This window comes from Novosphingobium endophyticum (genome assembly GCF_014640675.1).
GTDB lineage: Bacteria > Pseudomonadota > Alphaproteobacteria > Sphingomonadales > Sphingomonadaceae > Novosphingobium > Novosphingobium endophyticum.
On the sequence record NZ_BMHK01000002.1, the window covers coordinates 110,144 to 127,943 of the forward strand.

Here is a 17,800-nt window from a genome sequence, read left to right on the forward strand (position 1 = left end):
AAGCAATCAGTCCGTCCTGGTGGCCGGATGCATCCCGGCCTCCTGCGCCTCGATGCCCATCTCTCTTTGCCCCGCCAGATCGTTGGTTGGGTTTGAATCGCCCAGCGTATCGAGGTGCATCCAGCGCTTGACGATGGGCGAAACCAGCAGGACGACGACGGCAACGCCGATCGTGATCCAGCCGATCTTGCTATAGATTTCGAGCGTCAGCGCCTTGGACATCTCACCGGTCTCGCCGCCGGTCGCCTCGCCGATCCTGCCGGCGACGAAGTTGCCGACGGCGGTCATGTAGAACCACGCGCCCATGATGAAGCTGCCCAGATGCAGCGGCGCGAGGCGCGTCATCGCCGAAAGGCCGACGGGTGACAGGCACAGCTCGCCGGTGGTGTGCAGCAGGTAGATCAGAAAGACGAACACGACCGAGGTCATCACCGCCGGATCGCCGGTGCCCGCGCCCCAGACGAAGACCAGGAAACCCAGCCCGACCTGGACCAGCGCGAAACCGAACTTCGCCGGCGCCGAAGGCTCAAGCCCGCGTTTGGCGAGGAACTGCCAGAACCCGGCGAAAAGCGGCGCGAAGATCACGATGTAGATCGGGTTGATCGACTGGAACAGGCTGGTCGGCACTCCGCCGCGATCGACGTACTTGTCGGTAAAGAGGCTGAGCGAACCGCCGGCCTGCTCGAACAGGCCCCAGAAAACCGGATTGAGCGCGATCAGGAACAGCATCGCGAACATGCGCTCGCGCGGCTCCTTGGGCAGCTTGAACGCCTCGTAGAGCGTATAGGCGAGCATCGCCAGGCCCGAGACGATCAGCAGGCTCTGGATCACGTCGACGAACTGGATCAGGAACCAGATCACCCCGACGGCGGCGACGCCGGTGGCGTAGAGGATCGCCTCCTTGTTCTTCGCGAGCGGCACCGGCGGTTCACCCTGCCCCCTCAGCGCAGGCTTGCCGGTGACGAAGATGACAAGGCCCAGGACCATGCCGATGCCAGCAAGGCCGAAGCCCCAGGACCAGCCGATCGTCTCGCCCAGATAGCCGACGAGGATCGTGCCGAGCGCGGCGCCCACGTTGATGCCCATGTAGAAGATCGTATAGGCGCCGTCGCGCCGCACATCGCGCATGCCGTAGAGCTGGCCGACGATCACCGAGATATTGGCCTTGAGGAAGCCCGAACCAACGATAATCAGCGAAAGTGCCAGCCAGAATATGTTGATCGCCGGGTCCGACTGCTTGACCGCCGGATCGGTCACGCCCTGCATGCCTTCCCAGGCCATGAACAGGTGGCCGAGCGCGAGGATCACGCCGCCGAACAGCACCGCTTTCCTCTGCCCCAGCCAGCGATCGGCGAGATAGCCGCCGAGGACGGGGGTGATGTAGACAAGACTGGTATAGCCGCCATAGACCAGCGCGGCGTCGCCATCGTTGAACAGCCAGAACTTGGTCAGGTAGAGGATCAGCAGCGCGCGCATGCCGTAGTAGGAGAAACGCTCCCACATCTCGGCATAGAACAGCACGAACAGGCCCCTGGGGTGCCCGACGAATTCCTCGCTCCGGCGAGAGGCGATCACGCCGCCAATGGCGAGAACGGCGAAGAGGGCGATGGCGGCGATCGCCGCGATCCAGTCACCCTCGTTCCAGCTGGCAATGTCCTTCATGCAACCTCTTGCTTGGCCTGTTCTTGTCGGCAGAGAAGGTATAAAGGCGCTGACGTTACCAATCAAAACGCCGCTGTAAATGGGGGGCGAGCGGCTGCGCGCCCATGCAGACCACCCTCGTTCAGCCACATTTTCGGCGCAATGTGCTCACCCATTGCGCGAAATGCCAAGCAATGTCATTTTATGCGGTGGTGACAAGCAATGTCCGCGAAATATTATGATTCGTGAGGCTTTTGCATTTTTTTTGGGGGAAACGACGATGATCAGGTCGGAACTGCTGCAGGCCCTGGCCAAGGACAACCCCGAACTGCGTACGGAAGACGTGGAACGCGCGCTGGACACCTTCTTCGAGGAGATCGCGCAACGGCTGACCGATGGCGGCCGCGTGGAACTGCGCGGCTTCGGCGCCTTCTCCACCCGCCACCGCGAAAGCCGCAAGGGCCGCAACCCGCGCACCGGCGAAAGCGTGAACGTACCGGAAAAGCGCGTACCCTATTTCAAGCCGGGCAAGGAAATGCGCGCGCGGCTCAACGTAAGCTGATCCGCGGCCGAGTGCGCGCGGCGGTTGCCGTGAGGCCCGCAATCTGCCAGATCGCAGGCACCGATGCGTCCGGCTCGCCGTCGCTCGGGCGGACGTGGCGGAATGGTAGACGCAGCGGACTTAAAATCCGCTTGGGTATCCCAGTGCGGGTTCGAGTCCCGCCGTCCGCACCAGTCACCAGGGAACTGGAGGCGTGACAGATTGCGTTTGCAACTCGGTAACCAAACCTGGAATACAGGCGTTAACTGTAAATTTGTATACGGTTTTACAGTATCACAGGTGTCGCCGAGTGCGGGTGCCATGGGGGGTGCGCGTCGAATGAAAGTTCCGAATATGATGCCCGACCCGGAATCGGGCGGAGTGGAAGATACCAATGAAAAGCGCGTCCAACCGCGCTTCGCGTTGCTGCTGCGCAGCGCCAAGCTGGTCAGTTCGCGGGGCGAGTTCCTGTGTATCGTCCGCGACGTTTCGGAAAGCGGGGCCAAGCTGCGCCTGTTCCATCCGGTAGTCGAGGGCGAGGACCTGTCTCTGGAGATCGCGACGGGCGAACGCTTTACTGTCGAGAAGGTCTGGGAACGCGAGGGGGAAGCAGGCATCCGCTTCGTCGACCCCATCAACGTCATGCGCTTTGTCGCCGAAGCCGGCCCTTTTCCCAAGCGGCCCGTGCGCATCAGGCTGGACCATCCCGTCACCCTGGCTCACGGGGGCAACACCATCGTGGCGATGCTCTGCGACCTTTCGCGCCAGGGCGCGAAGCTGGAAACGCAGAACCGCCTTGCCATCGGCCAGACGCTTCGCATCGAAGGCGACCAGCTTCCCGAGACAGAAGCCACCGTGTGCTGGCGTCGCCATCCGAACTACGGCCTCGTTTTCCGCCAGCTCATGAGTATGGAAGACTTCGCCCTGCGTGTACACCGCATGCAGACGCAGGACCGCTGAGCGCCCTGGCCCGGGATGCCCCCGCCCTCAGGCGGGGCGGAATTTCATCGCCGCGCCGTTCATGCAATAGCGTTTGCCCGTCGGTTTTGGCCCGTCATCGAACACATGGCCCAAGTGGCCGCCACAACGCGCGCAGTGAACTTCGGTTCGCGGATAGCCCAGCTTGAAGTCGGTGGACGTGCCGATCGCGCCGGGGAGCGGTTTCCAGAAGCTCGGCCAGCCGGTGCCACTGTCGAACTTGGTCGACGACGAAAAAAGCGGGTTGCCGTCGGCGGCGCAGACATAGGTGCCGATGCGGTGTTCCTCATTGAGGGGCGAGGAATACGGACGCTCGGTGCCCGCTTCGCGCAGGATGTGGAACTGCCGGGGCGTCAGCCGCTTGCGCCATTCCTCCTTGCTGTGGCTTACGGGATAGGGTTTCGCATCGGCATCCCCGCTGCCGCAAGCCGCGAGGACAGCAAACGCCGCGCCGGCGCCAAGCCAGCCCAGAATCCGCCGGCGCGCAAGGCCGGGGCATCGCGGGGTCATCTCGGCGGCCATGGCTGCTCCTGCTTCCTGTGTTTCCAACTGCCAAGATCGGCGCTATCCGGCGAGAGTCAACTCGCCCGCCGCACCAGCGACCTGAGCCGCCCGCCGCTCTTCACGCCGGACGGCCCCGCCTTCATCGCCCGCTTGCGGAACAGGCCGGCGCCAAGCCGCACCAGCAGGATCACCCAGGCCGACTGCCAGACGAACGCGAGGAGGTGCGGCAACAACGTGGGTTCGCGCGCCGCGCGCGCCAGCATGGTGAAGGGCGAGCTGAACGGGAAGAGCGCCGCGCTCAGTTCCAGCAGCGAACCGGGCTGGGTCATGGCGAAACTGGCGAAGAAGAAGACGAGAAGCTGCATCATCGTCACCGGCATCGAGAGCGTCTGCACTTCGCGCACGGTCGCCGCCATCGAACCGATCGCCAGGAACACCGAACCAAGCAGCAGGTAGGCCATGGCGAAATAGATCGCGCCGAGGGCGAAGAGCATCGGCCAGCCGACCGCCGGCTCCGGAATGTCGGGCAGGGCAGGCGCGGCGGCGTACCAGATGCCGGCGCCCACCGCGCCCCATGCGGCGATGCCCACGAAAGATATCCCGAGCATGGCGAAAAGCTTGCCGAAAAAGACCGAATCCATCGGCACGGCGGCCGCGAGCACTTCGATGATCTTGTTGCCCTTCTCTTCGACGAGATTGGACAGGACCATGCCCGCGAGCATCATCGTCAGCAAGAACAGCAGCGTCTGCGCCCCCTGCGCGGTTCTGAGGCGGACCTCGCGCTCCCTTGCGTTGCTGGTCACGGTCGTCGACAGCCCGATTTCGGGTAGCGGGCGCTCGCGGACCGCAACCGCCTCCGCCGCGACGAGCGCGACGGGGCTGCGCCACTTTTCGATCTGATCCCTGGGCCCCGTCAGCACCGGCCGGGCGGGACTGCCGGAAAGGATGGCGGCGATGTTTGCCCTGCCGGCGCCGATCGCGGCGCGCGGATCGGAGGTTTCGCCCGGTTCCAGGCGTTTCAGGACGACGAGGCCGGGCAGCAGGTCGCCGACATCGCGCGCCAGCCGGTCGCGCGCGCGGACCATGGCATCGGCATCCTCCGCCTGCATGACCACGCCCAGCTTCGGTTCTTCCGCCGTCTGCTGCACGCGTTCGCCCAGACTGCCCGCGAGCGCCGCCACAAGGACCGGGAACAGCGGTCCAAGCAGGAAGAAGAAGAACGTTCGGCTGAACAGGATCGCCGTGAAGTCTCGCCGGGCGATGACCAGCGCGGCGGCGGCGATTGATAGCCGTCCGGTCGGACGGCGGGCCTCCTTCATCAGCGAATCTCCTCGGGCGTTTCCTCTGCGAGCGCGCGGGCGGCCGCCTCGCCGGCAATGGCGACGAAGGCGTCATGCAGCCCCGCCCGCTCGATCGAGAGCGAAAGAATGCCCGCCTCGCCCTCTATGAGCGCGCGCAGCAATGGCTCGATTCCCGTGTCCGGCAGCGGAAAGAGCCAGATGTTTCCTTCGCGACGGGCATCGGCGGGCAGCGCCGCGCGCCATGGCCCCTCGGCGGCACGCGTCTCCAGCCGGACCTGGGCGGGAATGCGGTCGCGCGCGACGTCGACCGGTCCGGCGAAAGGCACGCGCCCGCCTGCGATGATCGCCACTTCGTCGCAGAGCCGTTCGGCATGGGCGATGACGTGGGTGGAGAAGATGACCGTCGTTCCCTCTGCCGCCAGGGCGCGCATCATGCGTTCGAGCTTGCCCTGGTTGAGTGCGTCGAGACCCGAGAAGGGCTCATCGAAAATCACCAGCCGCGGCTTGTGCACCAGCGTGCCGAGTATCTGTACCTGCTGCGCCATGCCTTTCGAAAGCTGGCGAATCTGCCGGTCGGCCGCGTAGCCGAGGCCGTGCTGCTCGAGCAGTTCACGCGCCCGGCGGCGGCCCTCGTGCAGCGGCAGCCCCCTGAGCGCGCCAAGAAAGGCGATCGCCTCGGTGGCCTTCATCGCGGGATAGAGGCCGCGCTCCTCGGGCAGGTAGCCGACGGCGTGGGCCACGTCTTGCGGCCGCTCCGCGCCCAGGATGCGGCGATAGCCGGTGTCGGGATCGATGATCCCCAGCAGCATGCGCAAGGTCGTGGTCTTGCCCGCGCCGTTCGGCCCGAGAATGCCATAGACCGCGCCTTCCGGCACCGAGAGATCGACCCCGTCGACGGCCGTGACGCCGTCGAAGCGCTTGACCAGGCCTCGTGCCTCGATGGCGAGCCGGCCCTGTTCGGGCGCGCACGCGGCCGAAGCCTTGTCATTGCCCGCCAATTGCCAATCTCCTAATGCGAAATTCATTCTCGCTCCGTAGTGCTGACTGCGGATGGTCGAGAGCAGTGAACAGGAGCATCCGCAAGCTTGGCTAACTCCGCTTCGGTTAACATTCAGCAAGGCCGGTTCGTGCAAGACCTCGAGGCGCAGGCCCGCGCGCTGGGTTTCTGCGCCTTCGGCGTGGCTCCGGCAAGCGAGGATCGTACCCGTGCCTGGCGGCTGGAGACCTGGCTGGCCGAGAACATGCACGGCTCGATGGCGTGGATGCAGGACCGTGCCCACCATCGCCGCTCGCCGCAGGGCCTCTGGCCGGAAGCGAAGAGCGTTATCGCGCTGGGAATGAGCTATGCCCCGGCCGCCGATCCGCTGGCGCTTGCGAACGCGCCGGAGATTGCCCGCATTTCCGTCTATGCCCAGGGCGCCGACTATCACGACACGGTGAAGAAGGCGCTCAAGCACCTCGCCCGCTGGATCGTGGCCGAGGCGGAGAAACGCGGCCTCGGCCCGGCCGGCGTCAAGGTCTTCACCGATACGGCCCCGGTCATGGAAAAGCCGCTTTCGGCCGCCGCCGGTCTGGGCTGGCAGGGCAAGCACACCAACATGGTCAGCCGCGAGCACGGCTCATGGCTGTTCCTCGGCGAGATATACACGACGCTGGAACTGGAACCTTCCGCCCCGGCGCGCGACCGCTGCGGCTCGTGCCATGCGTGCCAGGATGCGTGCCCGACCGATGCCTTTCCCGCGCCCTATCGGCTCGATGCGCGGCGCTGCATCAGCTACCTGACGATCGAGCACAAGGGTCCGATCGCGGAGGAATTCCGCGAGGCGCTGGGCAACCGCATCTATGGTTGCGACGACTGCCTCGCGGTGTGCCCATGGAACAAGTTCGCTGACCGGGCACACGCCCACCGCGCCTTTCTGCCGCGCGGGGAACTGACGGCGCCGGAGCTGGCGGACCTGCTGACCCTGGACGACGCGGGCTTTCGCAAGCTGTTCTCCGGCTCGCCGATCAAGCGCATCGGGCGCGACCGGTTCGTGCGGAACTGCCTCTACGCGGCGGGGAACAGCGGCCGGCGCGAGCTGCTGGAGCAGGTGGAGCCGCTGCTTGCCGATCCCGATCCGGTGGTGGCGGAGGCGGCACAGTGGGCAAGGAACAGGCTTGCGGCCGCGTAAAAGAAATCACCCGTCATCCCGGACCTGTTCCGGGATGACGGTTTTACCTGTCGCCTACATCAATTCCTTGAGCGGCTTGCCCGCGTCGGCCAGCTCATCGAGCTTGGGCGTCAACCGCGCCTCGACCAGCTTGCGGCCCTGGACGTAGTCCTTGACCGCGTTGACGCAGTCGAGCGCGATGACGCGGCCTTCCTTGAGGTAGACCACCGAGAACGAACGCTCGTCCGGATTGCCGCGGATCACGGTCTTGTCATAGCCCACATTGATGCCGGCAGTCTGCAGGCGCAGGTCGTACTGGTTGGACCAGAACCACGGAAACGCGTGATAGGGCTTTTCATCGCCGCACAGCGCCTTGGCGACGCAAGTGGCCATATCGTTAGCGTTCTGCACCGATTCGACGCGCATCACCGTGCCGCCCGCGTAGTCGCAACCGAAGGCCGCGCAATCGCCGATGGCGTAGATGTCGGGCAGCGAGGTGCGGCAGTACTCATCGACGTCGACGCCGTTGGCACCGGCCGCGCCGGCCTGGATCAGCGGCCCTACGGCGGGAACGATGCCAATGCCGACGATCACGGCTTCGGCCGGGATCACTTCGCCGTCCGCGAGCTTGACGCCGGTGACCTTGTGGCCGTCTCCCTCCAGACACTCGACCATCACATCGGTGCGCAAGTGGACGCCGTGCCCGGCATGTTCTTTCTGGTAGAAGGCCGAAAGCTCCTCACCCGCCACGCGCGCCAGCACGCGCGGGAGCGCTTCCAGCAGCGTCACGTTGAGACCCATCTTCGACAGCACCGCCGCCGCCTCGAGCCCGATATAGCCGCCGCCGATGACGACGATGTTCCGCGTACCGGCATCGATTTCGGCCATCAGCGTGTCGCAGTCCTCACGGGTGCGCACGGCATGGACGCCGGCGAGTTCCGTCCCGGAGCACGACAGGCGCCGCGGATCGCCGCCGGTGGCCCAGACGAGCTTGCCGTAGCCAAAGGTCTCACCGTTGGAGAGCGTCAGTTCATGCGCCTTGGGATCGACTCTCGTCACTTCGGTGGCGAGCTTGAATTCCACTTCCTTTTCCGCCCAGAACGTCGGCGGGCGGATATAGAGGCGGTCGAAGGTCTTCTCGCGCGCGAAATATTCCTTGGAGAGCGGCGGGCGCTCATAAGGATACTCCGGCTCGCGACCGATGACGGTAATGGTCCCCTCGAAGCCATTCTGGCGAAGCGCGATGGCGCATTGCGCCCCGCCATGCCCTGCTCCCACGATAACGACATCTGCTTTGCTCATGGGCGCTTCCGTTCCCGCAATTTTAGCGCGCCGTCAATGCCGCACGGTGAAATTGAGTTTCCCTGACCTGTCACCGGACGGTGCGGGAGCCGGCGGGGCTGACATCGCCGAGCTGGTCGAGATAGCCCTGCGCCCTGCCCGCCATCTCGCTGCCGGGCGCCATCGCGACGACCGAATCGAAACTGCGGCGGGCGGCCGCATCGTTGCCGGAAAGCGCGGCGATGACCCCCGCCTCCAGCCCGATCTCGGGATCGCGCGGAGCGAGCCGGGCCGCCTGCTCGATCTGCGCCTGAGCTTCGATCAGCTTGTCCTGCCGCCGCGAGAGCGTGGCCGAAAGCAGCCAGGCCTGCGCATTGTCCGGCTCGGCCGCGCGCGCTTCGGCAAGCGCGGCGGCAGCCTCGTCGAGACGATTCACGGCGACGAGCGCCCGGGCGCGGTCGAGCGCGATGGACGCGATCAGCGTGCTGTTGTCCGCCGTCTTCGCCTCGGCGGCGGCTGGGCCGAGCAGCAGCAGCGCCTCGCCCGCCAGCCCCTCCGCCAGCGCCGCGTTGCCGGCCATCGCGCCGAGCCGGGCGCGGGTCAGGTGATCGTCGGCCCCGGCGGCATCGCGGGCATCGACGAAGGCCTGCCGCGCATCGGCCCAGCGCCCGAGATCGCTGAGCGCCGCGCCGAGGCAGAGCCCGGCACGCACCCGCTCGCGCCCGATCGCCTCGTTGAGCGCATTGCGCGCGACCTCCACGGTTCGTTCGGGACTTGTCTCGGCGGCGGCCATGCAGCCGGCCCCGCTCGGACGCGGCGCCTCGACCGTCTGCACTGCCCGCCTGCGTGCCTCGTCCTGCTTCTTCTCGATGATCTCGAGCGGAAGCTGCGAGGCCGGGGGATTGCCGTATCCTGCCTGGGCAAGCATGAGCGGGGCGAGCAGAAGTGCGGTGGGCATTGGCATGAAAGGCGGGTCTCCGGTCAGTCCACCCGGTCCACGAGATCGCCGAGCGTGCGCAGCAGCAGCGCCACATCGCTCTCGCGCGAGAGCCGGTGGTCGCCGTCCTTGATGAGATGGACCTGCACGTCGGCTGAACGCAGCGCCCTGGCGAGCCTGAGCGAGATTTCCCACGGCACGTCGGGATCGCGCTGGCCGTGAAGCAGGCGCACCGGAACATCGAGGGCAATCTCGCTGCCGAGCAGGCGGCTGGCCTGACCGTCGGCCCAGAAGCCGGGATGAGTTGGAGTCGGCTCCGCCCCATAGGGGTTGTCCTTGAAGACCGTCTCGCCCGCCTGGAGCTTCGCCTTGTCGCTTTCGTCCATTCCCCAATCGGTGAAGTCCGGCGCGGGGGCGATACCGATCATCGCCGCGCAGCGCCCCTTTGGCAGCGCCAGCGCGACCAGCAGCATGAGCCAGCCGCCCATCGATGACCCGATCAGCAGAACCGGCTCCCGGCACAGCGAATCGATCAGTGCCAGAACCTCGTCCTTCCACCGGATCAGCGTGCCTTCGGAAAATTCGCCGCCGCTCTCGCCGCAGCCGGAATAGTCCAGCAGCAGACAGGCGCGCCCCTCGCCGCGTGCCCACTCGAACACCGCGCTCGCCTTGCCGCCGGCCATGTCGGACATGTAGCCCGGCAGGAAAACGATCGTCGGCCCTGCGCCCGGCGTATGACGATAGGCGATGTGGCAGCCATCGGGCATTTCGTGGAAGCGGGTCTCGGTCATGGCAAGTGATCTGGAGACTCCGGCCCCCGGGGGCAAGGGGAAAACCCGGCGAAACGCGCGCCGGGAACGAGAGGCTCTTGGGCGAGTTGGAAGATCATGCCGTCAAGGAAGGATCGCGCACAGCGCCTGCTCGCCGACCATGGGCAGACTTATGCCGAAGAAATCGGCATCGCGCTCGATCGCGACGAACCCATGCCGCTCTTTCAGTGGCTGGTCGCCGCGCTCCTGTTCAGCGCCCGGATCGGCGCCGCGCAGGCGGTGCGGGCGGCGCGGGCACTCAACGAAGCGGGACTGACCACCGTCGATCACATGGCCGACGCAACCTGGGAACAGCGCGTGAGAGTGCTCAACGAGAACGGCTACGCCCGCTACGACGAGAGCACCTCCACCAAGCTCGCGAAGACCTGCGAACTCCTGCGGGAGCGCTACCGGGGTGACCTGCGCAACTTGCGCGCGGCGGCGGACGGCGACGCGGCGCGCATTCTCGAGCTGATCGAGGAATTCAACGGCATCGGCCCTCTCGGGGCGCAGATCTTCGCCCGCGAGGTGCAGGGCATATGGCCGGAACTGCAACCCTTCGCGGATGACAAGGCGCTGAAGGTGGCCCGCCGCCTGAAGCTCGGCGACAGCGCAGACGATCTCGCCAAGCTGGTCGGCGAGGAGCGCCTTCCCGCCCTGCTCGCCGCGCTCGTACGGGCGGACCTCGCCGGATGCGCGGACGACTACGGGTGACTCGCCCGGTCCGAGCTGCTAGAAGCCTGCCACGATGACGCAGCTCACGACCACAACCACCACAACCACCCGGCTCGCCCGGGCACGGCTGGTCGCGGCCTGAAGACGCGAGCTGCCGTCGCCCGGGGTTCGGGCGGCGGGCGTCACCTCCTGAACTCCTTTGCCGAACCAGGGCGAAATTTGCCGACGCCGGACCTTCCGCCGCGCGCGCCTCTGTGCCATGGCGCTGCGGCCCAGGAGTGAAAGACGAGATCGATGTCCGAGATGTTCAAGATCAGCCTTCCCGACGGTTCCGTCCGCGAGATGCAGCAGGGTTCGACCCCCGCCGACGTCGCCGCCGCGATCGGGCCCGGCCTTGCCAAGGCGGCACTCGCCGCGAAGGTCGACGGCGAGCTGGTCGACCTGACCCGGCCCTTCTCCGGCGATGCTGAACTGGCGCTGGTCACCAGCCGCGACGAGGCCGAGGCGCTCGACCTGGCCCGGCATGATTATGCCCACGTCCTCGCCGAGGCGGTGCAGGCGCTCTATCCCGGCACCCAGATCACTTTCGGCCCCTCGACCGACGATGGCTTCTATTACGACTTCGCCCCCAATCCCGAACGCGGCCCCTTCACCGAGGAGGACCTGCCCGCGATCGAGGAGAAGATGCGCGAGATCATCGCCGCCGACAAACCGCTCAGGCGCGAGGTCTGGAGCCGCGAGGATCTGATCGCGCGCTGGAAGGAACAAGGCGAGACCTTCAAGGCCGAATGGGCCGCCGAACTGCCCGAGGGCGAGGAACTCAGCGTCTACTGGAGCGGGGAGGACTGGCTGGACATGTGCCGGGGCCCGCACCTTCCCAGCACCGGCAAGCTCGACCCCGCCGCCTTCAAGCTCACCCGCGTCTCGGGCGCCTACTGGCGCGGCGACCAGAAGAACGCGATGCTTTCGCGCATCTACGGCACCGGCTGGCTGAACAGAAAGCAACTGAGCGCCCACCTGACCCGTCTTGAAGAGGCCGCAAAGCGCGACCACCGCAAGCTGGCGGGCGAGATGGACCTGTTCCACCTCCAGAGCGAAGCGCACGGCTCGGTGTTCTGGCACCCCAAGGGCTACGTGATCTGGCGCGAGCTGGAATCCTACATGCGCCGCGCCATCGACGGCGCCGGCTACCGCGAGGTGAAGACCCCGCAGGTCATGGACGCGCGCCAGTGGGAGCAGTCCGGCCACTGGGGCAAGTACCGCGAGAACATGTTCGTCATTCCCGACGAAGTGCCGAATGTTGAAGACGAAGGCCCGCTGGTCTCCGACGATGCCGAGTGGATGGCCCTGAAGCCGATGAACTGCCCGGCCCACGTGCTGATCTTCCGCCAGGGCATCAAGTCCTACCGCGATCTGCCGCTGCGCCTCTACGAGAACGGCTGCTGCCACCGCAACGAGCCGCACGGCGCGCTCCACGGACTGATGCGGGTGCGTCAGTTCACCCAGGACGACGCGCATATCTTCTGCCGCGAGGACCAGATCGTTGCCGAAGTGCAGGCCTTCTGCGAGCTGGCCGACCGCATCTACAACGACTTCGGCTTCACTTATGCGATCAAGCTGGCACTGCGCCCCGAAAAGCGCATCGGCAGCGACGAACTGTGGGACAAGGCCGAGCAGGAACTGCGCGATGCCGTCGTGCGCGCCGGCCTTGCCACCGAGGAATACGGCTGGGAGGAGCTGCCGGGCGAAGGCGCGTTCTACGCGCCCAAGCTGGAATGGCACCTGACCGACGCGATCGGCCGCACCTGGCAGGTCGGCACCATCCAGTCCGACCGCATGCTGCCCGAAAGGCTCGATGCCAGCTACGTCGGCGAGGACGGCGAAAGGCACCGCCCGGTCATGCTCCACCGCGCGATCTTCGGCTCCTATGAACGCTTCATCGGTATCCTGATCGAACACTTCGCCGGCAGGCTGCCGGTATGGCTCGCCCCGGTGCAGGCGGTGGTGGCCACCATCGTCTCGGACGCCGACGGCTATGCGAAGGACGTCACCGCAAAGCTGAAGGCCGCTAGCATCCGCGTCGAGACCGACCTGCGCAACGAGAAGATCAACTACAAGGTGCGCGAACACTCGCTCAAGAAGGTCCCGCATCTCCTCGTGGTCGGCAAGCGCGAGGCGGAGGAACAGACCGTCGCCGTGCGCACCCTGGGCGCCGAGCACCAGAAGGTGATGAGCCTCGACGATGCTCTCGCCATGCTGAGGGGCGAAGCGACGCCGCCGGACCTGCGATGACGGCGACGAGAGAAAACCGAACCGTGCCGCTACTCGTCACCCTGAACTTGGTTCAGGGTCCATTTCTCTGCTCCGACCGATGGCCTGATCGGCGCAACGTATGCTGAAACAAGTTCAGCATGACGGCTTTGATGTGTCAGTCGTAATTCACCGGGCCTTGGCGCCATGATCCAGCGCGAACTCCTCGGGACCGCGCAGGTTCCGGGCGGAGAGGAGCTGCGCCTCTACCGCCACGACCGCGACTTCATGATCGTGCTCGGCCACAACGAGCTGATGTCGACGCGCAAGTGGGGCTCCGAAGAGGCGCTGGCGACGATGTCGTATGAGCGGATCAGGCACGCGAAACGGCCGCATGTGCTGATCGGCGGCTACGGCATGGGCTTCACCCTGCGCGCCGCGCTCAAGGTGCTGCCCGACGATGCGCGGATCACCGTGGTCGAACTCGTGCCCGAGATCATCCTGTGGGCGCGCGGGCCGATGGCCGAAGTGGCGCAGGGTTGCCTCGACGACCCGCGCGTGACCCTGCTGATGTCCGACGTCGCCCCCTTCATCTCCGGCGCGCAGGGCGACTACGACGCGATCCTGCTCGACGTCGACAACGGCCCCGACGGCCTCGTGCGCGAGGAAAACAACGTCCTCTATTCCCCTTCCGGCCTGCGCGCCGCGAAGAGAGCCCTCACCCCGGACGGCGTCCTCGCCATCTGGTCCGCCGGAGCGGACCCGGCCTTCACCCGCCGGCTGGAAAAATCCGGCTTTGCCGTCGACGAAGTCAAAGTCGCCGCCCGCAGCAACGGCAAGGGCGCCAAGCACGTGATCTGGTTCGCTTCGACGCGGCAGTAGGCAGGAACAGTTGCGCGGACCCGTTACTGGCGGTGCGTTGCAAAAACTCCTCTTCCTCGGCGGCGCGCAGTTCCCTGCGGGCGGCTCCCATGTTGCCGCGATGGCCGTCGGGCGCTCGCGGCCCGGAACCCGATCGCGAAGGGCGGTTGCATGCTCTGTACCATTGGGATTCCGGTGGTGGGCTGTTAAGGGCCGCGCATGTTGACGATTTCCGGTATCACGGTCCGCCTCGGCGGCCGCACAATTCTCGACCAGGCCTCGACCGCGATTCCGACCGGCGCGCGGGTCGGACTTATAGGGCGCAACGGCGCCGGCAAGTCGACCCTGATGAAGGTGATGATCGGCGAACTCGAAGCCGACGACGGCGCCATCGAGATGCCGCGCCGGGCGCGCCTGGGCTATATCGCCCAGGAGGCGCCGAGCGGCAGTGCCACCCCGTTCGAGACCGTTCTGGCCGCCGACGTCGAACGCGCGCGGTTGCTTGAAGAAGCGGAAACCTGCGTCGATCCTCACCGGCTCGGCGACGTGCATGATCGCCTGCTGGCGATCGATGCCTATAGTGCTCCGGCGCGCGCGGCGCGGATCCTCATCGGCCTGGGCTTCGACGAGGCGATGCAGGCGCAGCCGGTCGATAGCTTCTCGGGCGGTTGGAAGATGCGGGTGGCGCTCGCGGCGCTGCTGTTTTCGCAGCCCGACCTGCTCCTGCTCGACGAGCCCTCGAATCACCTCGATCTCGAGGCGACCTTGTGGCTGGAAAGCTTCCTGCGCACATATCCCGGCACGCTGATCGTCATCAGCCACGAGCGCGACCTGCTCAACAACGTGGTCGACAACATCCTGCACCTGCAGGGCGGCAAGATCACGCTCTATCCGGGCGGCTACGACAGCTTCGAGCGCCAGCGCGCCGAGCGCGCGGCGCAGCTCGCGGCGGCCAAGGCGTCGCAGGATGCCCAGCGCGCCAAGCTGGAAGACTACGTGCGCCGCAACAGCGCGCGCGCCTCGACCGCCAAGCAGGCCCAGTCGCGCGCCAAGATGCTGGCCAGGATGCAGCCGATCGTGGCGATGATGGAAGATCCCTCGCTCAGCTTCGACTTCCCCAGCCCCAAGGAACTGCGACCGCCGCTGATCACGCTCGACCGCGCGGCAGTGGGCTATGTCGAGGACCAGCCGGTCCTGCGCAAGCTCGGCCTGCGCATCGATCCAGACGATCGCATCGCCCTGCTGGGCCGCAACGGCAACGGCAAGACCACGCTGGCGCGGCTGCTGGCCGGGCAGCTCACGCCGATGTCGGGCGAGATGAATATCTCGGGCAAGCTGGCGATCGGCTACTTCACCCAGTACCAGGTCGAGGAACTGGCAGGCAGCGACACCCCGCTGATGCACATGACCCGCGCCATGGAGGGCAAGCCGCCGCAGGCCGTGCGCGGACAGCTGGGGCGCTTCGGGTTCTCCGGGGAGCGGGCGCTGACGCCGGTGTCCAAACTTTCGGGCGGCGAGCGCGCGCGCCTCGCGCTGGCGCTGGTGACACGCGATGCACCGCACCTGCTGATCCTCGACGAGCCGACCAACCACCTCGACGTCGATGCGCGCGAGGCGCTGGTGCAAGCGCTCAATGCCTATGAAGGCGCCGTGATCCTGATCAGTCACGACCGGCACATGGTCGAACTCACCGCCGACCGCCTGGTGCTGGTCGATGGCGGCGAGGCGCGCGAATATTCCGGAAGCATGAGCGACTACATGGACTTCGTGCTTGGCCGCAACCAGCCCAGGGCGGACGGCCCCAGGGCAGCCGGGAAGGGCGACGCCAGCGGAAAAGCCAAAAGGCCCGATCAGAAGGCGGTGACGGCGGGCTGGAAGGAGCAGCGCGAACTGCGCAAGCAATTCACCCGTGCCGAGACCGCAATCACGCGGCTTCAGGCCAGGATCGAGGAGATCGACGGGGCGCTGACGGAGCCGGTCGTCCCGCCGCACACGCTCGCGGGCCTGACGGCCGGCGAACTGGCCCGACGCCGCGCCGCCGCGGTGGACGAACTCGAAACGGCCGAGGCACAGTGGCTGGAACTGAGTGAAAAGCTCGAAGCCTGCGATTGATCGCTGACCGGCCGGGCAGAATGGCCGGAAGGTTGGGGGGGAGCGGACGCTATCGGAATGCCGCGTCGCATGAAGCCCACCCCGCTGCGACTATGTTCGCCGGAAGGCTCACCAAGTCTCGCGCCCCTCCCGCTTGCGGGAGGGCAGAGACGCGCCCCATAGCGTCGGCGGAAGCGGTCGGTTGATTGTCCCGGCCAATTTGCGTTCGATCAAAGCTTGCCTTGGCTATTCTGCTTCACAGTCTCTGCTGAACAGCCGTTCAACAGGACAGGATGCCGCACAATGGCCGAGATGAACCCCCAGGGCATGCCGCTCTCCGGCAACCCCTTTCCGATGACGCGCCCCGAACTCGTTCCCGCGAGGCGCTATTACGATGAGACATTCTACCAGGCCGAGGTCGATCACCTCTGGCCGCATATCTGGCAGATGGCGTGCCGACTGGAGATGATCCCCGAGGTCGGCGACTGGATCGAGTATTCCAATGTCGGCAAATCGGTCATCGTCGTACGCACCAGGGACGGCGTGAAGGCGTATGAGAATCACTGTCGTCACCGCGGGGTTCCGATCGCGGGTGGCTCGGGCAACGCTCATGGCAATTGCGCCCGGAGCGGGTTCATCTGCCCCTTCCATGGCTGGCGCTGGAACATGGATGGGGAGAACACCTTCGTCTATGGCAGGGAACTGTTCTCGCCGGACCTGCTTGACCGGAACGAACTCGCCCTGAAGCCGGTACGCTGCGAGACCTGGGGCGGCTGCGCCTTCATCAACCACGACAAGAACGCGCCCGGCCTGCGCGAGTGCCTTGGCCCGGTGCTGGACCGGCTCGACGCCCATGGCATGTCGAACGTGCGTTCCGAATGGTGGTTCGCGACCGAGTTGCCGGCCAACTGGAAGATCGCGATGGAGGCCTTCATGGAAGGCTACCACGTGATGATGACGCATCCGCAGCTTCAGCGTTCGGTTCCGGGGCTCTATAACGCCCGGTACGGGAATGACACCGGCGGAATCGGTTTGCCGATCGATCCGGACCAGTCCGTGGCCGACAACATCGCCTCGCAGATCGAGAACCTGGAACTGCTCGGTTCGGGCATGGCGGGGATGGTCCATGCCAAGGAAATCGAGATCGCGAAGGAACTGGGCTCCGATACGGTTCTCGACAAGCTGCCTCCCACGGTGGCCGAAGCCGTGCCCGTATGGTTCGGCCTCGTCCAGGAAGCGATCACCCGCAAACTGCGCGAGCGCGGCGAGAACGTGCCCGATCTCAACGCCGTGTGCGTTTCCGACCCGGTCAGCGCGGTCGAGTACATTTTCCCGCACTATTTCCTGCTGCCCTTTTTCACCAGCTATGCCTCCTACCGGATCCGGCCGCTCGGCCCGGAAAAGTGCCTGTTCGAGATCTGGTCGCTGACTCACTGCGCGGAAGGCGAGGAGCCCGAGGTGCCCTTGGAACCCACCGTCCTGCCTTATGACAGCCAGGATTTCCCGATGATCCCCCGGCAGGACTATTCCAACATTCCGATCCAGCAGAAGGGCCTCCATTCGGAAGGCTTTGAATTCATGCGCCTGTCGAAAGACGTGGAAGGTCTCATCAGCAATTACCAGCGGATCATCGACGGTTACATCGCCGGCGAGCCTTCGTCGAAACTGGCGCAGGCGACACGGAAGCTGGGCGGCAACTTCGATGGGCCGATAGTCGACCTGGGTTTCTGAAATATCGCGAAGACGACGGGCGGGGCGTTTCGCATACCGCCCGTATCGCG

Annotated in this window: 15 protein-coding genes and 1 tRNA gene; 9 read left to right on the top strand and 7 right to left on the bottom strand. The window is 66.1% G+C overall.

What is annotated here, in order from left to right; all coding sequences use genetic code 11:
- Positions 1-6: 6 nt before the first annotated feature.
- Positions 7-1,662 carry a peptide MFS transporter gene (locus IEX32_RS02010; protein ID WP_188767816.1) on the bottom strand — a complete coding sequence of 552 codons (1,656 nt, stop codon included), beginning with the start codon at positions 1,660-1,662 and terminating at the stop codon, positions 7-9.
- Positions 1,663-1,921: 259 nt separating this feature from the next.
- Between IEX32_RS02010 and IEX32_RS02015 the strand changes: the two genes are divergently transcribed.
- From IEX32_RS02015 to IEX32_RS02025, 3 genes are all read left to right on the top strand, one after another.
- The gene (locus tag IEX32_RS02015; protein WP_188767817.1) at positions 1,922-2,203 is read left to right on the top strand and encodes an integration host factor subunit beta; all 282 of its coding nucleotides are present in this window, start codon (positions 1,922-1,924) and stop codon (positions 2,201-2,203) included.
- A gap of 88 nt (positions 2,204-2,291) precedes the next feature.
- Positions 2,292-2,376: transfer RNA gene (locus IEX32_RS02020), tRNA-Leu, on the top strand.
- A gap of 145 nt (positions 2,377-2,521) precedes the next feature.
- Complete coding sequence (locus tag IEX32_RS02025) at positions 2,522-3,142, top strand: PilZ domain-containing protein (protein WP_188767819.1); 621 nt, start codon at positions 2,522-2,524, stop codon at positions 3,140-3,142.
- Between the two features lie 27 nt (positions 3,143-3,169).
- On the opposite strand, the gene msrB is transcribed toward IEX32_RS02025, so the two are convergent.
- The 3 genes from msrB to IEX32_RS02040 are packed head-to-tail and all read right to left on the bottom strand — an operon-like array spanning position 3,170 to position 5,990.
- The gene (gene msrB, locus IEX32_RS02030; RefSeq protein WP_229735790.1) at positions 3,170-3,682 is read right to left on the bottom strand and encodes a peptide-methionine (R)-S-oxide reductase MsrB; all 513 of its coding nucleotides are present in this window, start codon (positions 3,680-3,682) and stop codon (positions 3,170-3,172) included.
- A 56-nt stretch (positions 3,683-3,738) separates the two neighbouring features.
- Positions 3,739-4,983 carry an ABC transporter permease gene (locus IEX32_RS02035; RefSeq protein ID WP_188767821.1) on the bottom strand — a complete coding sequence of 415 codons (1,245 nt, stop codon included), beginning with the start codon at positions 4,981-4,983 and terminating at the stop codon, positions 3,739-3,741.
- On the bottom strand, positions 4,983-5,990 hold the full coding sequence (locus IEX32_RS02040) for an ABC transporter ATP-binding protein (RefSeq protein ID WP_188767831.1): 1,008 nt from the start codon (positions 5,988-5,990) through the stop codon (positions 4,983-4,985). Before IEX32_RS02040 ends, IEX32_RS02035 begins: the two co-directional genes overlap by 1 nt.
- 102 nt (positions 5,991-6,092) lie before the next feature.
- On the opposite strand from IEX32_RS02040, the gene queG reads away from it, so the two are divergent.
- Positions 6,093-7,136 carry a tRNA epoxyqueuosine(34) reductase QueG gene (queG, locus tag IEX32_RS02045; protein ID WP_229735791.1) on the top strand — a complete coding sequence of 348 codons (1,044 nt, stop codon included), beginning with the start codon at positions 6,093-6,095 and terminating at the stop codon, positions 7,134-7,136.
- Positions 7,137-7,190: 54 nt separating this feature from the next.
- Here queG and IEX32_RS02050 read toward each other — a convergent pair whose 3' ends face one another.
- From IEX32_RS02050 to IEX32_RS02060, 3 genes are all read right to left on the bottom strand, one after another.
- Positions 7,191-8,417 (bottom strand): NAD(P)/FAD-dependent oxidoreductase, encoded by a 1,227-nt coding sequence (locus IEX32_RS02050; protein WP_188767833.1) that lies wholly within the window; start codon positions 8,415-8,417, stop codon positions 7,191-7,193.
- 70 nt (positions 8,418-8,487) lie between these two features.
- Positions 8,488-9,360: a tetratricopeptide repeat protein gene (locus IEX32_RS02055; RefSeq protein ID WP_188767835.1), complete on the bottom strand. Its 873-nt coding sequence runs from the start codon at positions 9,358-9,360 to the stop codon at positions 8,488-8,490.
- Positions 9,361-9,377: 17 nt separating this feature from the next.
- Positions 9,378-10,124, bottom strand: a complete 747-nt coding sequence (locus IEX32_RS02060) for an alpha/beta hydrolase (protein WP_188767837.1) — start codon at positions 10,122-10,124, stop codon at positions 9,378-9,380.
- Between the two features lie 96 nt (positions 10,125-10,220).
- On the opposite strand from IEX32_RS02060, the gene IEX32_RS02065 reads away from it, so the two are divergent.
- The 5 genes from IEX32_RS02065 to IEX32_RS02085 all read left to right on the top strand — a co-directional run bounded on the left by IEX32_RS02065 (position 10,221) and on the right by IEX32_RS02085 (position 17,750).
- A complete protein-coding gene (locus IEX32_RS02065) occupies positions 10,221-10,856 on the top strand; it encodes an endonuclease (RefSeq protein ID WP_188767839.1) in 636 nt (211 codons plus the stop codon).
- Between the two features lie 255 nt (positions 10,857-11,111).
- Positions 11,112-13,109, top strand: a complete 1,998-nt coding sequence (gene thrS / locus IEX32_RS02070) for a threonine--tRNA ligase (protein WP_188767847.1) — start codon at positions 11,112-11,114, stop codon at positions 13,107-13,109.
- 165 nt (positions 13,110-13,274) lie between these two features.
- Positions 13,275-13,949 carry a spermidine synthase gene (locus tag IEX32_RS02075; protein ID WP_188767849.1) on the top strand — a complete coding sequence of 225 codons (675 nt, stop codon included), beginning with the start codon at positions 13,275-13,277 and terminating at the stop codon, positions 13,947-13,949.
- Positions 13,950-14,147: 198 nt separating this feature from the next.
- The gene (locus tag IEX32_RS02080; protein ID WP_188767851.1) at positions 14,148-16,040 is read left to right on the top strand and encodes an ABC-F family ATP-binding cassette domain-containing protein; all 1,893 of its coding nucleotides are present in this window, start codon (positions 14,148-14,150) and stop codon (positions 16,038-16,040) included.
- A 306-nt stretch (positions 16,041-16,346) separates the two neighbouring features.
- Positions 16,347-17,750, top strand: a complete 1,404-nt coding sequence (locus IEX32_RS02085) for an aromatic ring-hydroxylating oxygenase subunit alpha (protein ID WP_188768163.1) — start codon at positions 16,347-16,349, stop codon at positions 17,748-17,750.
- The last annotated feature ends 50 nt before the right edge of the window (positions 17,751-17,800 follow it).